15 protein-coding genes and 1 tRNA gene are annotated in these 16,983 nt (G+C 68.5%); 5 read left to right on the top strand and 11 right to left on the bottom strand.

The annotated features are described in order from the left end of the window. The first annotated feature begins 2 nt into the window (after positions 1-2). The gene (locus SOM10_RS00265; RefSeq protein WP_320487929.1) at positions 3-1,763 is read left to right on the top strand and encodes a DUF4012 domain-containing protein; all 1,761 of its coding nucleotides are present in this window, start codon (positions 3-5) and stop codon (positions 1,761-1,763) included. A 143-nt stretch (positions 1,764-1,906) separates the two neighbouring features. Next, positions 1,907-2,488, top strand: coding sequence for a hypothetical protein (locus SOM10_RS00260; protein ID WP_053095618.1), 582 nt, complete (start codon positions 1,907-1,909; stop codon positions 2,486-2,488). A 189-nt stretch (positions 2,489-2,677) separates the two neighbouring features. Here SOM10_RS00260 and SOM10_RS00255 read toward each other — a convergent pair whose 3' ends face one another. The 6 genes from SOM10_RS00255 to SOM10_RS00230 form a co-directional block, all read right to left on the bottom strand. Further along, complete coding sequence (locus tag SOM10_RS00255; protein WP_222839157.1) at positions 2,678-4,048, bottom strand: LCP family protein; 1,371 nt, start codon at positions 4,046-4,048, stop codon at positions 2,678-2,680. A gap of 80 nt (positions 4,049-4,128) precedes the next feature. After that, positions 4,129-4,596 (bottom strand): 5-(carboxyamino)imidazole ribonucleotide mutase, encoded by a 468-nt coding sequence (gene purE, locus SOM10_RS00250; RefSeq protein ID WP_053099056.1) that lies wholly within the window; start codon positions 4,594-4,596, stop codon positions 4,129-4,131. Between the two features lie 109 nt (positions 4,597-4,705). Further along, positions 4,706-5,830 (bottom strand): 5-(carboxyamino)imidazole ribonucleotide synthase, encoded by a 1,125-nt coding sequence (locus SOM10_RS00245; protein ID WP_320487928.1) that lies wholly within the window; start codon positions 5,828-5,830, stop codon positions 4,706-4,708. A gap of 82 nt (positions 5,831-5,912) precedes the next feature. Further along, positions 5,913-6,467, bottom strand: a complete 555-nt coding sequence (locus SOM10_RS00240) for a PH domain-containing protein (protein ID WP_056278146.1) — start codon at positions 6,465-6,467, stop codon at positions 5,913-5,915. Positions 6,468-6,524: 57 nt separating this feature from the next. Beyond that, positions 6,525-7,289, bottom strand: a complete 765-nt coding sequence (locus SOM10_RS00235) for a biotin--[acetyl-CoA-carboxylase] ligase (protein ID WP_320487926.1) — start codon at positions 7,287-7,289, stop codon at positions 6,525-6,527. 1 nt (position 7,290) lies between these two features. Then, the gene (locus SOM10_RS00230; protein WP_056278141.1) at positions 7,291-8,574 is read right to left on the bottom strand and encodes a CDP-glycerol glycerophosphotransferase family protein; all 1,284 of its coding nucleotides are present in this window, start codon (positions 8,572-8,574) and stop codon (positions 7,291-7,293) included. A gap of 153 nt (positions 8,575-8,727) precedes the next feature. Between SOM10_RS00230 and SOM10_RS00225 the strand changes: the two genes are divergently transcribed. Beyond that, entirely contained in the window at positions 8,728-9,753 is a 1,026-nt protein-coding gene (locus tag SOM10_RS00225; RefSeq protein ID WP_053099055.1) for a glycosyltransferase, read from the top strand. Positions 9,754-9,774: 21 nt separating this feature from the next. On the opposite strand, the gene SOM10_RS00220 is transcribed toward SOM10_RS00225, so the two are convergent. From SOM10_RS00220 to SOM10_RS00210, 3 genes are read right to left on the bottom strand one after another with little or no spacing between them, the layout of a single operon-like run. Beyond that, positions 9,775-11,211, bottom strand: a complete 1,437-nt coding sequence (locus SOM10_RS00220; RefSeq protein ID WP_230100651.1) for a CDP-glycerol glycerophosphotransferase family protein — start codon at positions 11,209-11,211, stop codon at positions 9,775-9,777. After that, positions 11,208-12,461 (bottom strand): CDP-glycerol glycerophosphotransferase family protein, encoded by a 1,254-nt coding sequence (locus SOM10_RS00215; RefSeq protein WP_320487923.1) that lies wholly within the window; start codon positions 12,459-12,461, stop codon positions 11,208-11,210. The genes SOM10_RS00220 and SOM10_RS00215 overlap by 4 nt, the downstream gene beginning before the upstream one ends. A gap of 53 nt (positions 12,462-12,514) precedes the next feature. After that, complete coding sequence (locus SOM10_RS00210; protein ID WP_320487922.1) at positions 12,515-14,107, bottom strand: S1C family serine protease; 1,593 nt, start codon at positions 14,105-14,107, stop codon at positions 12,515-12,517. Between the two features lie 100 nt (positions 14,108-14,207). Between SOM10_RS00210 and SOM10_RS00205 the strand changes: the two genes are divergently transcribed. Continuing rightward, a complete protein-coding gene (locus SOM10_RS00205) occupies positions 14,208-15,407 on the top strand; it encodes an aminotransferase class I/II-fold pyridoxal phosphate-dependent enzyme (protein ID WP_320487921.1) in 1,200 nt (399 codons plus the stop codon). A 10-nt stretch (positions 15,408-15,417) separates the two neighbouring features. On the opposite strand, the gene SOM10_RS00200 is transcribed toward SOM10_RS00205, so the two are convergent. Further along, positions 15,418-16,239 (bottom strand): carbon-nitrogen hydrolase family protein, encoded by an 822-nt coding sequence (locus SOM10_RS00200; protein ID WP_320487920.1) that lies wholly within the window; start codon positions 16,237-16,239, stop codon positions 15,418-15,420. A 79-nt stretch (positions 16,240-16,318) separates the two neighbouring features. Here SOM10_RS00200 and SOM10_RS00195 point away from each other — a divergent pair. Further along, positions 16,319-16,392: transfer RNA gene (locus tag SOM10_RS00195), tRNA-Met, on the top strand. 120 nt (positions 16,393-16,512) lie between these two features. On the opposite strand, the gene SOM10_RS00190 is transcribed toward SOM10_RS00195, so the two are convergent. Next, entirely contained in the window at positions 16,513-16,980 is a 468-nt protein-coding gene (locus tag SOM10_RS00190; protein ID WP_053095607.1) for a hypothetical protein, read from the bottom strand. Positions 16,981-16,983: the final 3 nt, after the last annotated feature.

Genomic DNA, 16,983 nt, shown 5'->3' with positions numbered 1-16,983 from the left:
GGGTGAGTGACGGACGTCTGCCTGTGCGTCGTCGATGGTTGCGGTGGACCATCGGCGTGATCGTGACCCTCATCGTGCTCGCGATCGGCTGGGTGGGCATCCGCGGAATCGGTGCTGTGAACGATCTGCAGCAGGTCTCCGCGGCGTCGTCGAAGCTCAAGCAGGCGATCGGGCAGGGCGACCTCGACACGGCCGCGGCGCTCTCTGCGCGCATCGCTCACCACGCGGGGTCCGCGCACGACCTGACATCAGATCCGATCTGGTCAGGCTTCGGTCTGCTGCCCTGGCTCGGACCGAACTTCTCAGCGGTGAGCGACGTCGCCGAGATCGCCGACGACGTCGCGTCGGACGCGCTCGTTCCGGTGCTGGCCGCCGCTGAGGAACTCGATCTGGCGAGTCTCGGACTCTCGGGCGGCGTCGTGGACCTCACGCCTTTCGCGCAGATCGAGCCCCCGTTGGCTGAGGCGAGTGCCACGCTGACCTCTGCGGAGACGCGAGCGCTCGACATCGACGCGGGCGCGACGATTCCTCCACTCGCCGATGCCGTGAGAGAGATGCGATCGGCCGTCACGCAGGCTGCCACCGTCGTGGGAGCGCTGCATGGAGCGTCCGCACTGCTGCCCAGCATGCTCGGCGGCGAGGGTCCCCGCAATTATGTGCTCGCGATGCAGAACAATGCCGAGCTGCGATCGTCCGGCGGCATCATCGGGGCGATCGCCCTGCTGCACGCCGAGAACGGCCGGATCACGCTCGTCCAGCAAGCCTCCACGCAGGACTTCCCGGCCCTCGACACGCCGATCCCCCTCAGCGAATCGACCGTGGCCCTCTTCGAGGACCGCCCCGGTCGATACCTGCAGAACCTGACGAGCATCCCCGACTTCACCGAGGCCGGGCCGGCGATCGCGACGCGCTGGCAGAACCGCTTCGGGCAATCTGTCGACGGCGTCATCGCGGTCGACGCGGTGATGACGGAAGACCTGATCGCAGCCACGGGTCCGCTCGCGTTCGGGCCGTTCACCGCCACGGAGGACACCGTCGTGAACCTGCTGCTCTCAGAGATCTACGCGAGCGTGCCCGACCCGTCCGCGCAGGACGAGGTCTTCTCGCAGGCCGCGGGAGCGCTTCTGTCCGCCGCGCTCACGGAAGCCGCCCCGAAGGATCTCGTCGCCGCTCTCGCGGAGTCTGCCGATGAGCGACGCATCCGCATCTGGAGCGCGCACGAGGATGAGGAGGCGATCCTGTCGGCGTCGACGCTCGGCGGGGCGCTGCCCGAGGACGGCCCCCAGACCCACGTCGGCGTGCTCTTCAACGACACGACCGGCGGGAAGATGGACTTCTACGCGGACGCGGCCATCACGACGTCGATCGGCACGTGCGACGGCAAACCGACCACGCAGGTGACGGTGACCTGGAAGAACGACGCGCCCGCGGACGCCGGGACGGCGCTGCCGCCATACGTGACCGCAGACGGGTTCTACGGAGTGCCTCCCGGATCGACCAGGACCCTGATCACGGTGTACGGGCCCGAGGGTGCCACCCCCTCCCACATCGACGGTGACGGGGAAGAGATCAGCGTGCAGACGGCTCTGCTCGGCTCCCGCTCCGCCGTTCAGCACGAGGTGCTGCTGGCTCCGGGCGAATCGTCGACGATCACCGTCGAATATCAGGGAACCGGCGCCGGAGAACGACTGACGGTGGTCGACCACACGCCCATGGTCACCGCGCCTGACGTGTCCCGCGAACAACTGCGTTGCGCGTCGTGACTTTCCTGTTTCGATGAGGTAGGGTCATTCTCACTGGGGAATATCTGAGTTCTGCAATTCTGTCGTGGGGACAGGAAGAGCTCACGCAGTCGGATGCAGGGGTGTATCCGAAGGCGATTCCGCGTGTATTTCTGGGGAGAATCATGCTGAAGAAACTGGCTGCCATCAGCCTTACCGCTGGCGTACTCGTGCTCATGGCACCTGCTGTCGCCTCCGCCTCGCCGGTCGTTCCGACCGAGTCCGACTCGTATGCCGGCACGCCGCGGGTGAGCGTCGATGATCCGATCATCGACATCTGCGAAGTGTCCACCGTCGTCTTCGGCGCAGGCTATTTCCTGCCGTCTGAGAACGTCGGAGTGTCGGTCTCTGGCCTCAACGCGGGCGACTCCGCTGTCTCGGGCAACACGGCCGCGGCGGACGGCAGCCTCGTCGTCACCTTCCGCCCGCCGGCCGACGGCGAGGGCTCCTACGCACTCGCCTTCGACGGGTCGCGGTCGTACACGGCGACGATCACCGTCTCGCACGGCCACGATTCGGCGGTGAGCTGCGACCACGATCCCGGTGTCGCGGCCGCGGGCACGGAGCTTCCGCTCACCGGCGGCGGGCTCGAGCTCGCCCTCACGGGTGGCAGCGTCTCGCCGTGGGTTCTCGGAGGTGGGGCAGCCGCTCTGGTGGCTGGTGGAGTACTCGTCGCCACAGGCGTCACGCGCCGTAAGCGCGCCTAGGTCAGGTCCCCGCTTTCAGCGGGAACCGACTGGACGACGGTGATCCCTCCCCCTCCGATCACCGTCGTCTGGTGAATCCGGTCCTGAACCGGAGGCCCACGGCCGCCACCTTCACTCTCAGGTGGCGGCCGTGGGCTCACTCATGCGCACCGGCCATTCGAGGGAGAACATCCCGATCGACGCCACCGCTCACGGAGTCGGCGTCGGCGTCTCCGTCGGCGGGTGCAGCGTCTGCCGGACCAGCTCGTGGATGTACCCGTAGTCAGGGGTGTGCTCGTCCACCCCGTTGTCAGGAGTGAGCTCGATCGTGGCGACGGTCTGCTCCCGGGCCTTCGTCATCAGGTCGAAGAACTCGGGCAGCTTGTCCTGAGGCAGATCGGTGCTGATCAGCGCGGTACCCGCGGCGGCCACCTCGTTGAAGCGCGTGAGCACCGTCTGCGGGGTGAACTGCGCGAGGATCGCCTCCTGCAGTTCGCGCTGGCGCTTCATCCGATCCCAGTCGCTGGTCGTGTAGCGCGATCGCGCATACCACTGCGCCGTGTCACCGTCCATGTGCTGCTCGCCGACCTCGATCCACCCGATCGCCCATGCGTCGACGTCATACGGGTCGGTGCCCTCGGGCGGACCGCCCTTGGGCAGCCGCTCCGTCACAGTGATGTCCACACCGCCGAGCGCGTCGACGAGCGCAGCGAAGCCGTGCATGTCGACGAAGACGTAGTACGGGATCTCGATGCCGAGAACGCCCTCCGCCGCATCCTTGGTCGCCTCGATGCCGGGATCGGAACCGTGCGATGCGGCGTCCGGGTACAGTCCCGTGCCGTTGTCGTCACGGCAGATCTCTGCCGCGTTGCGCACGTGGTTCATCCAGCCGTTCCAGCCGCACGCGCTGGAGCTGTGACCCTCGAAGCCGTTCGGATACAGAGCCTGCATCGGGCTTCCCTCGCTGAAGGGTGCATTGGGCAGCTCGCGCGGGATCCCGGTGATCGTCACGGCGCCGGTGGTCGCGTTCACCGAGACCACCGAGATGCTGTCGAACCTCATCGAGTCTCGGCCCTCGCCGCTGTCCGCTCCGAGCAGCAGGATGTTGTAATACCCCTCGCTCGGCGGCAGGCTGGGCCCGCTCTGTCCGAAGATCGTGCTGATCGTTCCCCGGGCTGTGCCGACGTACGACGCCGCGTATGCCGTTCCGGTTCCGACGAGACCGAGCAGAAGCAGGGCGACGAGTGGGATCGCGAACTTGGACGGGCCCGGGACCCTGACCAGTCGGACGAGCCGCAGCACATCGAAGGTGAGCACCACCCACAGCACGAGGTAGGCGATCAGCAGCACCTGGACGAGAGTCAGGATGACCGCGGAGAACCAGCCTCCGCCGACCGTGAGCCACAGCAGCACAGGACGAGCGAACAGCGCCAGCCCTGCGCCCACGATCACGAGCAGCCATGCGGTCAGCGTCGCGCCGAGACCGAAGCGTCCGAGCCTGCGATTGCCGGCGAGAACCTGGGCAGAACCGGGCACCAGCAGATTGAGCAGCACCAGCCACCACCCGCGTTTGGTCATCATCCCCGCATCGGCGGTGTTCGGATGCCGGATCGGGCGGCTCTCGATCAGTGGTCGCGCCGTACCTCGCGGCGGCGCAAGGGTCACAGGGACCCCTTCAGCCGATCGTTCTTCTCCTCGACCTGCGCTTCGAGGTCGAGCGCGTAGGCCTCGACACGATCCGCGAGGTCATCGTCGGAGGTGCCGAGGATCCGCGCCGCGAGGATGCCCGCGTTGCGCGCTCCCGCTATCGACACCGTCGCGACCGGGATTCCGGCGGGCATCTGCACGATGGAGAGAAGCGAGTCCATCCCGTCGAGGTACGCGAGCGGAACGGGGACTCCGATGACCGGCAACGCGGTCATCGAGGCCAGCATCCCGGGAAGATGAGCGGCCCCGCCGGCACCTGCGATGATCACACGGATGCCGCGACCGCGCGCTTCCCGCGCGTACTGCATGAGCTTGTCGGGGGTGCGGTGCGCCGAGACGACCTCCACCTCGTGCGGGATAGCGAAGTCGCTCAGCGACTGAGAGGCGTCGCTCATCACGCGCCAGTCGGAGTCGGAACCCATGACGACGCCGACGAGGGGCGCGGTGGAGGAGTGCAGTGGCTCAGTCACCCACTCAGGCTACGGTCTGGTGCTGGGAGAAACCCCGAACGGCACACCCCTGACCGCACGCTCAGTCGAAGTGCGCCGCCGCGGCGCGCGCGACGTACACCGCGTCGTCGAGGTCGTCGCCCGTCACATTGACGTGCCCGACCTTGCGACCCGGTCGCGGGCTCTTTCCGTAGGTGTGGATCTTCGCCGACGGATGCTCGGACATGGCTCCGGCGAAACGGTCGCCGAGCGTGCCGGTCTGCGGCCCTCCGAGGATGTTCACCATCACGGACCACGCCGCCTGAGGCGCGGTGTCGCCGAGGGGCAGGTCCGCGACAGCGCGCAGGTGCTGTTCGAACTGCCCGGTCACTGCGCCGTCCTGGCTCCAGTGGCCGCTGTTGTGCGGACGCATGGCGAGTTCGTTCACGAGGATGCGCTCATCGTCGGTCTCGAAGAGCTCGACCGCGAGCATCCCGGTGACCCCGAGTCCTTCCGCGATCGATCGACCGATCTCCTCGGCGACCCGGACGAGGCGCTCGGCCGCATGAGGCGCCGGCGCGATCACCTCTGCGCACACGCCCCCGCGCTGCACCGTCTCGACCACCGGGTAGGCGACGATCTGGCCGCCGGGACGACGAGCCACCTGCTGCGCGAGCTCGCGCACGAATCCGACCAGCTCCTCGACCAGCAGCGCCTCGCCGTCGGCGAGCCCGTCGAACCAGTCCTGAGCCTCGCCGGCCTCTCGGACCACGCGGACTCCCTTGCCGTCGTATCCGCCGCGGGGCGTCTTCACGACACCCTGCCCGTCGTGCTCGTCGAGGAATGCCTGCAGCTCGGAGGAGTCGCGCACCGGCGCCCAGTCCGGCTGAGGAACCCCGAGCTCTTCGAGCCTCGCCCTCATCAGGAGCTTGTCCTGGGCGAACTGCAGGGCGTCCGGCCCCGGGTGCACGGCGATCCCGTCGGCGACCAGTGCCCGCAGCACCTCCTGCGGCACGTGCTCGTGGTCGAAGGTGACGACGTCCACGTCGCGGACGAACGCGCGGACGACCTCGAGGTCGTGGTAGTCGCCGACCGCCGTCGCGGCGAGCTGCGCGGACATCCCCTCGTCCTCAGCGAGCACCATCAGCTCGAGTCCGAGCTCGACCGCCGGAGCGATCATCATCCGAGCCAGCTGGCCTCCACCGATCACACCAACGCGCAGCGCCATGGGCCGCCTCCATTTCGTCCTGACCATTCTCGCGCATCAGCGCGGGCGCCGTTCACGCGTCCCGCCCGACGCGGTACCGCGCTCAGAATCCGGCAGTGCCGTCGTGACCTGACTGCGCATCGCGGTGCGCCAGGATCTGGCTCACCTCGATCTGATCGGCCAGTGTCTCGTGCACGAGCGTCACGTTCGGGACATTGGGCAGACGCAACGGCGCATCGACCCCGTTCGAGAGGGTGATCGTTCCGACGCCCCACATCCGCTGGATCATGCCGCGGCGGACGCCGATCGTGTATCCCCGAGCGTGCGACATCTCCCGCCGGTTGCGGGCGCCGATACCGTGATTGACGATGACCCTCCGCGTGGTGAGAGTAACGGAGCGCGAGTACCAGATGACCCAGGGCACGACGACCAACAGGAGGACGATCGCTCCGGCTGCACTCAGCAGCATCCAGTTCTCGAACGGCGCCGGGAGGTTGTCGTAGAAGAAGGACGTCGCACCGAAGACGGCGATGAGCACGAGCGCCGACCAGAAGAGCCTCCGGGCGTGAGTGCGGAACCGGGCGATGAGCAGCTCTTCCGCGGGCGCACCCGGCGGTGGCATCGTCGGCCTTCCGCCGAGAGTCACGGGCTGAGTCACTCCTCCATTGTGCCCGCAACCGCCGACATCGCCGCTCGCGCGCCGGGCGTGTCAGACTCACGCCGGACGGACGTGCACCACATCTCCGGCAGAGATCGATGTCTCGGCACCCTCCCCCTGCACGACGAGCCGACCGTCCACGTCGAGTCCGGTGGCTCTTCCGACGAGGACGGAGTCGCCGGGAAGGGAGACCCTGACGTCGAGACCGATCGTGGCGCACCGCTCGGTCGCGGCGGCGTGGAGACCGCTCGAGACGGCGTCGCCCGCTCCCGCGAGCTCGGCGACCAGCTGATCGAGTGCGCGCAGGTAGGTGGCGAGAAGCCTGTCGGCGTCAGCCTCGACGCCGAGGATAGCGAAGGACGTCGCGGTCGGCACCGGAAGCTCCGAGCCTGTCATCGCCGTGTTCACACCGGTTCCGACGACGACGGCATCCTGAGTCGCCTGCGCCAGGATTCCGCAGATCTTGCGACCGTCGACCAAGATGTCGTTCGGCCATTTGACCGCCACGTCGTGGTCGGGAAGCTGTTCGGCGATCGCATCCGCCATCGCCACTCCGGCCGCGAGCGGGATCCAGCCTCGCGAATCCGCCGCCGAGGGCAGCCTCCGCAGCAGCACGGAGACGGCGAGCGATGCGCCAGGCGCGGATGTCCAGGAGCGGCCGAGTCTGCCGCGCCCCGCCGTCTGGTTGTCGGTGAGGACAACGGACAGGTGCGGCGTCGACGGCGAATCGCGCGCTCGCTTGCTCAAGATGTCGTTCGTCGAGCCTGCTTCGGTCAGCACCTCGAGACGTGAGGCGACCGCGGCAGTGAGTGGAAGGTCCACGTCAGACCTCCTCTTCGTCGGCCTCTTCGTCGTCATCGTCCTCATCGGTGCGCACTGCCCCGATCTCGTTCGCCTGCCAACGATCCCACTTCTGCATGAGCTGCGCGATCGCGGCGTGGAACTTCTCCGTGGCCACTCCGGGGGTCGTGTCTCCGAAGTAGTGCTGCACCCACATGCGCAGCCTCGCGATGGCGACCTCGTCGGCACGCACGCGTTCCACCTCGGCGACGATGTCACCCGCAGCGCCTGCGTCGAGCCATTCACAGTCCGACAGGTAGCCGTTGGTGTCGATCGATGCCCTCTCGTCGGCCGGCCGTGTGATCATCAGCGGCTTGCCTACCGCGAGGCGGTCGTAGACCATCGCCGAGATGTCGACGATCGCGACATCGGCGGCGGCCAGCTGCCATCCGAGCTCCGCCCCGTCGTCGTAGACGTGCTGGGCGGACGGATCCGCGGCGTTGGCGGCCGCGATGGCGGCGATGATGCGTCGGTGCGCGGCACCGTACGCGTCGTCGATCACGCCGCTTCGCGGGTGCGGGCGGTAGATCACGCGGTGCCTCTCCGAGGCGAGCAGCGTCGTGACGAGGGTCTCGCCGTGGGTGGCGATCGACCCGTAGTGCGCGCTCGGGCGGTCGCCCTCCCACGTCGGGGCGTAGAGCACCACGGTGCGCTCGTCCGGAACGTACGGCAGCGTGCCCGAGTAGTGGTCGGCCTGCGGCCGGCCGATCTCGATCGTCCGTCGATCGATGTCCCAGTCCCAGAGAGTCCGTGACAGGCGGTCACGGGCAGCCTGTCCTGCGACCAGGGCGTAGTCGTACGCCTTGTACTGATTGGTCGTCATGTACATCTTGTCCGACTCGCCGTGATTGATGAACACGTGCCAGCGCCTGCCGTAGCGGAACATCTGGAAGTTGCGGGTGTTCTGATTCACGTAGAGGACGACACGGATGTCCTGCGTGCTGAGGAACCGTTCGAGATCGCGGATCGTCGGGACGAAGGCGACGGGAGGACCGTCCTCGTCGAGCAGCTTGTCGGCGCCCGTCGCCGACCGGGACAGCACGACGACGGGCCAGTGCTTCGACAGCTCCACGAGAGGGCGATACCACTGCCGCATCTGGTACATGTTCACGTCGCCGTCGGCGAAGTACACCGCCACCTGGTAGTGCTCCGGCGGGTGCGGTTCGCGCTCGGCGAGGCGCCGCCGCACTCGCTGCACAGCCTTGCGCGAGGCGAGCGCCCGCTTCAGCAGACGGTAGGCCTTCTTCGCATCGGACACAGCACCCATCCCTCCAGGATACCGAGTGCGGCGGCTCGCCCCGCCTGACGCCTTCCGAGATCACCGGTGCCGGGAATCAGCGAACGCGCGAGAAGCGCATGCCATGATCGTCATGTGCCTGACAACGACATCGCCGCCCCGGAGAACGGAGTGTCTTTCGTCATGCCCGTGCTCAACGAGCGCGCCTATCTGGAGCACGCAGTCGCCTCCGTGCTCCAGCAGGAGCTCACTGTCCCCGCAGAGCTGGTGCTCGCGCTCGGGCCTTCCACCGATGGCACGACGGAACTCGCTCAGCGCCTGGCCGCCGGGGACGCGCGGATCCGCCTCGTCGACAACCCCGCAGCTCACATCCCGGTCGGGTTGAACGCCGCGATCCGAGCGAGTCGCTTCGCGACGATCGTCCGCGTCGACGCCCATTCCGAACTCGCTCCGGGCTATGCGGCCCTCGCCCTCGCGACTCTCGAACGCACGGGTGCCGCGAACGTCGGCGGTGTGATGCGCGCTGACGGGCGCACGCCGTTCCAGACCTCCGTCGCGCGCCTCTACAACTCCCCCGTCGGCCTCGGCGGCGGGGCCTATCACGGCGGCACCCACGAGGGCGAGGCCGAATCCGCCTACCTCGGCGTCATGCGTCGGTCGGTGCTCGACGAGGTCGGGCTCTTCGACGAGTCGATCCGCCGCGGAGAGGACTGGGAGCTCAACCTCCGCATCCGCCAGGCAGGACATCTCGTCTGGTTCGATCCCGATCTCTCGGTGACCTACTGGCCTCGCGAGAGCTGGCTGCGCCTCGCCCGTCAGTTCCGGGCCACGGGCGCGTGGCGCGGCGAACTCGTGCGACGATACGGACGCCGCAACGGCATCCGGTACTTCGCTCCCCCGGCGCTCGTCGTCCTCGTCGCGGCCGCTCTCCTCACCGGCGTCCTGCAGTTGACCGGCATCCTCTCCGGCGCTCTCTCGCTCGTCGTCGGGGCCGTGGTCTATCTGCCGCTGGTGGCGTATCTGCTGCTCGTGGTGGGCGTCGCCTGCCTTCCCGGCGGTGGCGGGCTGCGCCAGAGACTGTGGACACTGCTGGTTCTGCCCACCATGCACCTCTCCTGGGGCCTCGGCTTCATCGAGGGCGTGCTGCGCGGCGCTCGCGACACGGTGGACGCGTCTCGACTCGGCACCCGCAACACGCCACTCCCCTGACGCGCCGCACCGCCGACCGGCTCACCGGGTGACGTACCCCTGGTCCAGGATCCGCGCGACGACCCGCTCGGCGGAGCGACCGTCATCCCGCGGGTTGAACTGCGCCCGCCAGGCACGATATCGCTCGGCATAGACGTTCCCGTGCTCGCCGTCGGCGAGTGCCGCGACCAGTTCATCCTGCGTGCGAACCAGAGGGCCGGGGGCGCGGGTCTCGAGATCGAAGTAGAACCCACGGAGCTCTCCGCGATAGTGGTCGAGGTCGGGCACGAGGAAGAACATCGGCTTGCCCGTGACACTGAAATCGAACATCACCGAGGAATAGTCGGTGATCAACACGTCGGCGGCGAGCAGAAGCTGCGAGGTCTCGGGGTATCCGGTGACGTCGATCACGCGAGCGCCCGCTCGGTCCCGTCCCGTGTCGATCGTGCGCGAGTGGCCGCGCACGAGCACGACGGAGTCCGTCTGCCTGGCGAGCTCCTCCGCGTCGATGAAGTCGACCATCTCGGGTCGGTCGTCGCGCCAGGTGGGCGCATACAGCAGCACGCGCTCGCCGTCGGCGATGCCCAGGTCCGCGCGGATCGCTGCGGCATCCCCGGTGACCAGAGCGTCGTTCCGCGGATACCCCTCGACCCAGATGGGCCGTCCGAAGAATGCGTATGCTTTGCGGAGAATGCGCTCGGAGTAGGTGTTCTGTGCCAGAAGCACGTCCCAGCGTCGAGACTCCTTGATGACCGCCGCCATCCGTCGAGGGGCGAACCCCGGACGGTGCAGCGCCAGCCGCTTCAGGGGCGTGCCGTGCCAGGTCTGCAGCACCTTCTGGCCGGGCTTGCGGGCGAAGCGACGGCGCAGCCAGTCATTGACCACGAGCAGGCGGGATGCCGCGCGGGCACGCCACCACTCCGGGCTGCCTTCGACCACCGCGATCGCCCCGTCGGGAACCGCCACCGACAGGTCGACCACACTCCAGTAGCGCGTGACGTCCGGCGCCTGCGCGAACAAGGCGCGGTCGATCGCCTGCGGGTTGCAGCCGACGGCACGTCCGTAGAAGCTCTCGAAGAAGACGGCGTTCTCGGTCGCCCCGGGATGCGCGAGGTAGCGGCCCTCGAGCGTCGCCTGCCCCTCGCTCGTCTCATAGGCGGGATCGATCGGGGCCGCGATGCGCACGGTCGTCCCGTCGACGGCGACGCGCACGCCGGTCAGCACCTCCGCTGCGACGAGGAGATCACCGAGCTCCACGTCTGCAATGTGCAGCTCGTAGTCCCCAGTCGGCAGGGGAAGCTCAGGGCCGCCCCACCGTGCTGCGCGCAGCGGGAACGTCGCCTTCCAGGTCTTGCCTCCGCCGGTGATGCGCGCGCCGACCCGGGCGCGCGGCCCGATCAGCTCGGCGGTGGTGGGGCGCTGGCCGGCGCCTGCGATGACCAGCGTCTCTGCCGCCTCATCGATCCGGGCCGTGGTCATGCTGCTCCCTTCGGCGCGGGGATCCCCCGCGCACGGATTGTCTCGTAGACGCGCCGGGTGTTGCCGCCGTCGCGGAAGGCGTGCATCTCCGCGCTGAGCGTATCCGAACGCTCGGCGCGTGCAGAGAAGAGGTCCTCGTCGTCCAGAAGTGCAGACAGCTGCGGCAAGAGCGAGTCCCAGCCGGTCGCGGCGTCGTCGCCGGCGACGTCCTGGAACCGACCGTAGAAGCCTCTCGTCCGCGCGTAGTCCTCGGCGTCGGGAGCGAGGAACAGCACCGGCATTCTCAAGAGTCCCACGTCGTACGCCATCGAGGAGTAGTCGGTGATGAGCACATCGATCGCCGGCAGCACCGGCGTGACGTCGGTCAGCAGGCCGGAGCCGAGCATCCGCACCCTTCTGCTGGGCAGCGGAGGCGCATACCCGCCCTCTCCGAGCGGGTGGGAGCGAACGAGCAGCACGGCATCCCGCTGCTCGAGCATCTGGATGATCCGCACCCACTGAGTCGCCGACGGGACTGCCGGATCATCGGCTCCGTCGCGCCAGGTCGGGGCGTAGAGGATCGTCCGAGATGCGGTCGGCAATTCGCCGACGACGCGCGCCAGCGCATCGGACGCGGCGGCCCGACGCTCGGTCGGGTCGCCTGCGGACAGCACGTCGACGCGCGGCTCGCCCGTGACGACGACGCGGCCGTCGCCGAGCGCGAAGGCCGACTCGAGCCGACCCCTCGACCGGTGCGATGCGGCCGGGAAGACTCGGATCCGCTGAGCGGCTCGGCGGTACAGGAAGCCGACGAGACGACGCAGCAGCGGCGCACCGGGGACTTCCGGGACCTGCGTGGTCGCGGGTGAGTCCAATCCGATCCGCTTGAGGGGGATGCCGTGCCAGAGCTGCACGACGAAGGCACCGGACACCGCATAGCGGTTGACGTCGCCGAGGCCGTGCGTGACGACGACGACGCGGGCACGCGCCGTCGCCCACCACCCTCGCAGGCTGCCCTTGCGCACCGTGCGGAGGCCGAGCGCCGCGGCATCGTGGTCTTCCCGATCGGAGGACGTGAGCCACACGGTGTCGTGCCCCTCAGCTGCGGCGACACGGTGCAGGGCGAGAGCCCCATCCCCGACGCCTGCACCGCACCCGAACACCCATCGGGCCCCGCGCGGAATCACGAGGGTGCCGGCGCGTCCGGCGAGGTAGAGCGGTATCCGAAGCAGCTTGGCCGCATTGCCGGAGCCGAAAGAGAAGGACGCCACCCCGCGAGCCTATCGCGGGGTGGCGTCCTTCTCGGTGAGCACGGTTGCCGGAGTCAGCCGGCGAGGTCGCCCAGGGTCACATCGGCCTCGTATTCCTTGCCGCCACGGATGTAAGTGACCTTCGCGTCGCTGCCCCCGGCTGCCGCCCGCACCTGCGCCGTGAGGTCGCTGGCGCTCGTGATGGGCACGCCGTTGAACGCGGTCACGATGTCATCGGCCTTCAGCCCGCCGGCCGCGGCGGCGCCGCCACCGGTGACATCCGCGATGTAGGCACCCGACACGTCGGCATCCTTGACGCTGGCCGCATCCTGCACCGATGCCCCGAGCAGGCCATGGGTGGCTGCGCCGTCGGCGATGATCTCCTCCGACACCCGCTGAGCGATGTTCGCGGGGATGGCGAAGCCGATCCCGATGGATCCCGACTCCTCCGAGCTCCCGGAGCTCGCGATCGCGACGTTGATGCCGATGAGCTCGCCCTTGCTGTTCACGAGCGCGCCGCCGGAGTTGCCGTGGTTGATGGCGGCATCCGTCTGGATCACGGCGATCGAGATCGACTCCGACGTCTGCTGCGAGGTGTTGCCGGGCAGATCGAACTGGAACGGGCCCTCGCCCTCCTCAGGCGTCTGCTGCTCGTTCTGCGGAGCATCTTCCGAGGACGAGTCCGGAAGCGCCGACGACGCGATCTGGATGCTGCGGTTCAGAGCACTGACGATTCCGGTCGTGACCGAGTTCGACAGGCCGAGCGGCGCGCCCAGAGCCACCGCGGTGTCCCCCACGTTGAGCTTGGAGGAGTCTGCGAAGTCGATCGGGGTGAGATCTGTCGCGTCCTCGAGCTTGATGACGGCGAGGTCGTAGATCGGGTCGGTCCCGACGACGGTCGCCGAGAAGATGCGGCCGTCCGACGTGGTGACGCGGATCGTGGGATCGGCGACTGCGCCGCCGAGCGTCACCACGTGAGTGTTCGTGAGCACGTAGCCGTCGTCGCTGATGATGACGCCCGATCCGCTGCCGCCCTGATCGGAGCCGGCCACCTCGATGGTGACGACCGACGGGAGCGCCGCGGTCGCGACGGCCGTCGTCTCGTTGACGGAGCCGGGGTTGTTGACGGTGATGGTCTCGGGACCCTGGGCGACGCCCGTCGAACTCTGGTCGGAGATCCCGTTGAGGATCGCTCCGCCGCCGAAGCCCGCGACACCGCCGACGAGCGCAGCCGCCACGACGATCGCGGCGAACTTCACTCCGGCGCGCGGCTTCTGCTCTTTGACCTTGACGGAGCCGTCGACCGGCTGCCCGGGCTGCGCTCCGGTGTGCAGACCGAACGCCGCACCGGGAGAGGCCGCGGCCGGTCCGCCGACCGGGCCCGATGCGTGGCCAGGGTGGTGTCCCGGCGCTCCGAGGTACTGCTGCGGGACGGTCTGGGCGTCCGGCGCCACCGGGGCGGTCGGCGCCTCGAATGCCGGCGCGGGTGACGATGTGAACGTCGCGGGAACGTGGTGTCCCTGATATGGCCCCGGGGCGGCGACGATGCCGGGGGTCTGAGCGGCGGCATCCGTCGTCGAACGGTCGACGACCTCTGCTGCCTCGGTGGACGGCGCTGCGTCATTCGACGCAGGTGCCGTGTGGTCCTGGGTGCTGTCTTCGTTCATGGTGTGTGCTCCTTCAACAACGCCCTCTCAGAGTGACGCCTGTATCTGTGCGTTTCGTATGGCGAAGATGAGTTTCACCTATGGCCTTAGCCTGTTCTTCATGAGTGTCATCCCCGGCGCATGGCGGCGCACGGCAGCGGGAGCCGGTCTGCTCGCACCAGACGGAACCGTCGCGCCCACCATCTTCGCAGAGATGTCCGCTGCTGCGGCCCGAACCGGTGCGATCAATCTCGGCCAGGGCTTCCCCGACGAGGACGGTCCTGCAGAAGTGCTCGACGCTGCCAGGGACGCGATCTCCCGCGGGGTGAACCAGTACCCGCCCGGAAGAGGGAACCCCGACCTGCTCGCCGCGATCAGCGAACACCAGCGGCGCTTCTACCGGCTCGAGGTCGACCCCTTCACAGAGGTGATCGTGACGGCCGGCGCCACCGAGGCGCTGACCGCGACGCTGCTCGCCCTCATCGACGGTCCTGACGACGAGGTCGTCGTCTTCGAGCCGTACTACGACTCCTACGCGGCGGCGGTCGCTCTCGCCGGCGCGCGACTGCGCACGGTGCCGTTGCGCGCTCCGGACTTCCAGCCCGATCTCGAGCAGCTGGCGGACGTGGTGTCCGACCGCACGCGCATCATCCTGGTCAATGACCCCCACAACCCCACCGGGGCCGTCTTCGGTCGCGAGGTGCTCTCGGAGGTCGTCCGTCTCGCCGACCTGCACGATGCGATCATCGTCACCGACGAGGTCTACGAGCATCTCGCGTTCGAGATCCCGCACACCCCCGTCGCCACCCTGCCGGGTGCCGCCGAGCGCACGCTCACGATCTCGTCGGCGGGCAAGACGTTCTCCGCGACCGGCTGGAAGATCGGCTGGGTGCACGGCCCCGCCGATCTCATCACCGCCGTGTTGACCGTGAAGCAGTATCTGACATACGTGAACGGCTCGCCGTTCCAGCCGGCGATCGCCGTGGGTCTGCGCCTCGGAGATGCGTTCTTCGCGGGTACCGCGTCGACGCTGGCGCGCAAGCACGAGATACTCGGCGCCGGCCTGCGCGCCGCCGGGTTCACCGTGCATCGGCCCCAGGGCGGCTATTTCACGGTGGCCGACGCATCAGCGCTCGGCGGAGCGGATGCCGCGGAGTTCTGCCGCGCACTTCCCGAACGCGCAGGAGTGGTCGCGATCCCGCTGACCGCCTTCGTGTCGCAGTCACGCCGACGCGAGTACGCCGGGCTCGTCCGCTTCGCGGCATGCAAACGCGTCGAGATCCTGGAGGACGCGGCGACGAGGCTCGCGACGAGCTTCTGAACGCTCCCGTTCAGCGCGGACCGACGGCGTAGCGGCGCACGCGCAGGGACGGGTTCACTGCCCGCACGCGATCGATCGTGCTCCGCTCGACTGTCGCGAACGCGATGCCCTCGGTCGTTCCCACCCCAGCGAGCACGACGCCCTGCGGATCGACGATCTGCGAGTGCCCGACGCCGATCGGGGTCGGGTGGTCGGCGGCGATCACGTACGCGGTGTTCTCGATGGCGCGTGCGGCCAGCAGCGTGGTCCAGTGGTGCTCCTTGAGCGGACCGCGGACCCACTCGGCCGGCACCACCAGGGCGTCGGCGCCGGCATCCATCAGAGTGCGCGACACCTCGGGGAATCGCAGGTCGTAACAGGTCATCAGTCCGAATCGGATGCCCGCGAGCTCGAACGTCGCCGCTCCCCCGACCTCCCCCGCCTCGACCCAGTCGGACTCGGTCTGGCCGAAGGCGTCATACAGGTGCTGCTTGCGATAGGTCGCGAGGATGCCGTCGCCGCGCACCGCGACCACCGTGTTCCTCACATGAGCGGCGTCCGAGGCCTGCTCGGCCAGCCCCGCCACGATCACCACCGCGTAGTCGGAGGCCAGCGCAGTCAGTGTCGACACGAACTCACCATCGAGTGGCTCCGAGTTCTCGGCGAGAGTGGCGTCCATCGGATCCACGAAGTAGCTCGAGTACTCGGGGAACACGACCAGCCTGGCACCGCGTGCGGCGGCCTCCGCCGTCAGCTCCGCGATCCGATCCCGGTTGGCGGCGCGGGAGGCGGCGGGGGCGAACTGACAGACGGCGACGGGCACAGCGACGGGCACGGCGGGGGTCTCTGGCATGCTCCCATCCTCTCGCACACGCGTCCTCGCGGCCTCGATTCGCGCACTCCTGATTCGCGTGTTAGGCTATTGATCGTGCCGCGGGGTGGAGCAGTTCGGTAGCTCGCCGGGCTCATAACCCGGAGGTCGCAGGTTCAAATCCTGTCCCCGCAACGAGAATGCGACACACGAAAGGCCCTTGATCGGGAGATATTCCGATCAAGGGCCTTTCGCATGTGTACCTCACGCCGGCCTCGCAGCCGAGCGACATCGAGATCGCTCGGCTGCGAAGGATCAGCGGTAGCTGAGTGTGAGCTCAGGACCGGTCGGCTCGACGAACTTGACTCGGACGCTGCCCAGCGCCGCCGCGCCGGCCGCGACGTAGCTCATCACGACGCGGTCCCTGTTCGCGGTTCCGCCGTCCGGCAGGATGAGAACGCGCGCGACCGAGAGCGCGTCCACGAAGTCACCCGCCGAGGCGCCCCCGACCCGGCCCTGTTCCCAGGTGCGGAAGACACTCGCCGCTGGTGAGCTGTCGCGCTGCACTCCCTCGGAGATGGTGGTGCGCGCCATCTCGTCGAGGAAGGCGAGATTGTCGAGAACCATATCGACGTCGTTGAGGACGGACTCGTCGAAGCGGTCCGGATAGTCGATCTCGATGCGCACCTGCACATCGTCTCCGTCGAACGGCACCGAGCCGTTCATCGCGCCTCCTCCGGTTCCGCCGTCGAGGGTGATCTGTCCGAGATGACGGCTCTCCATCAG

This window comes from Microbacterium sp. CFBP9023, from assembly GCF_034045055.1.
Lineage (GTDB): Bacteria > Actinomycetota > Actinomycetes > Actinomycetales > Microbacteriaceae > Microbacterium.
This window is presented reverse-complemented; position numbering and strand designations above follow the sequence as displayed.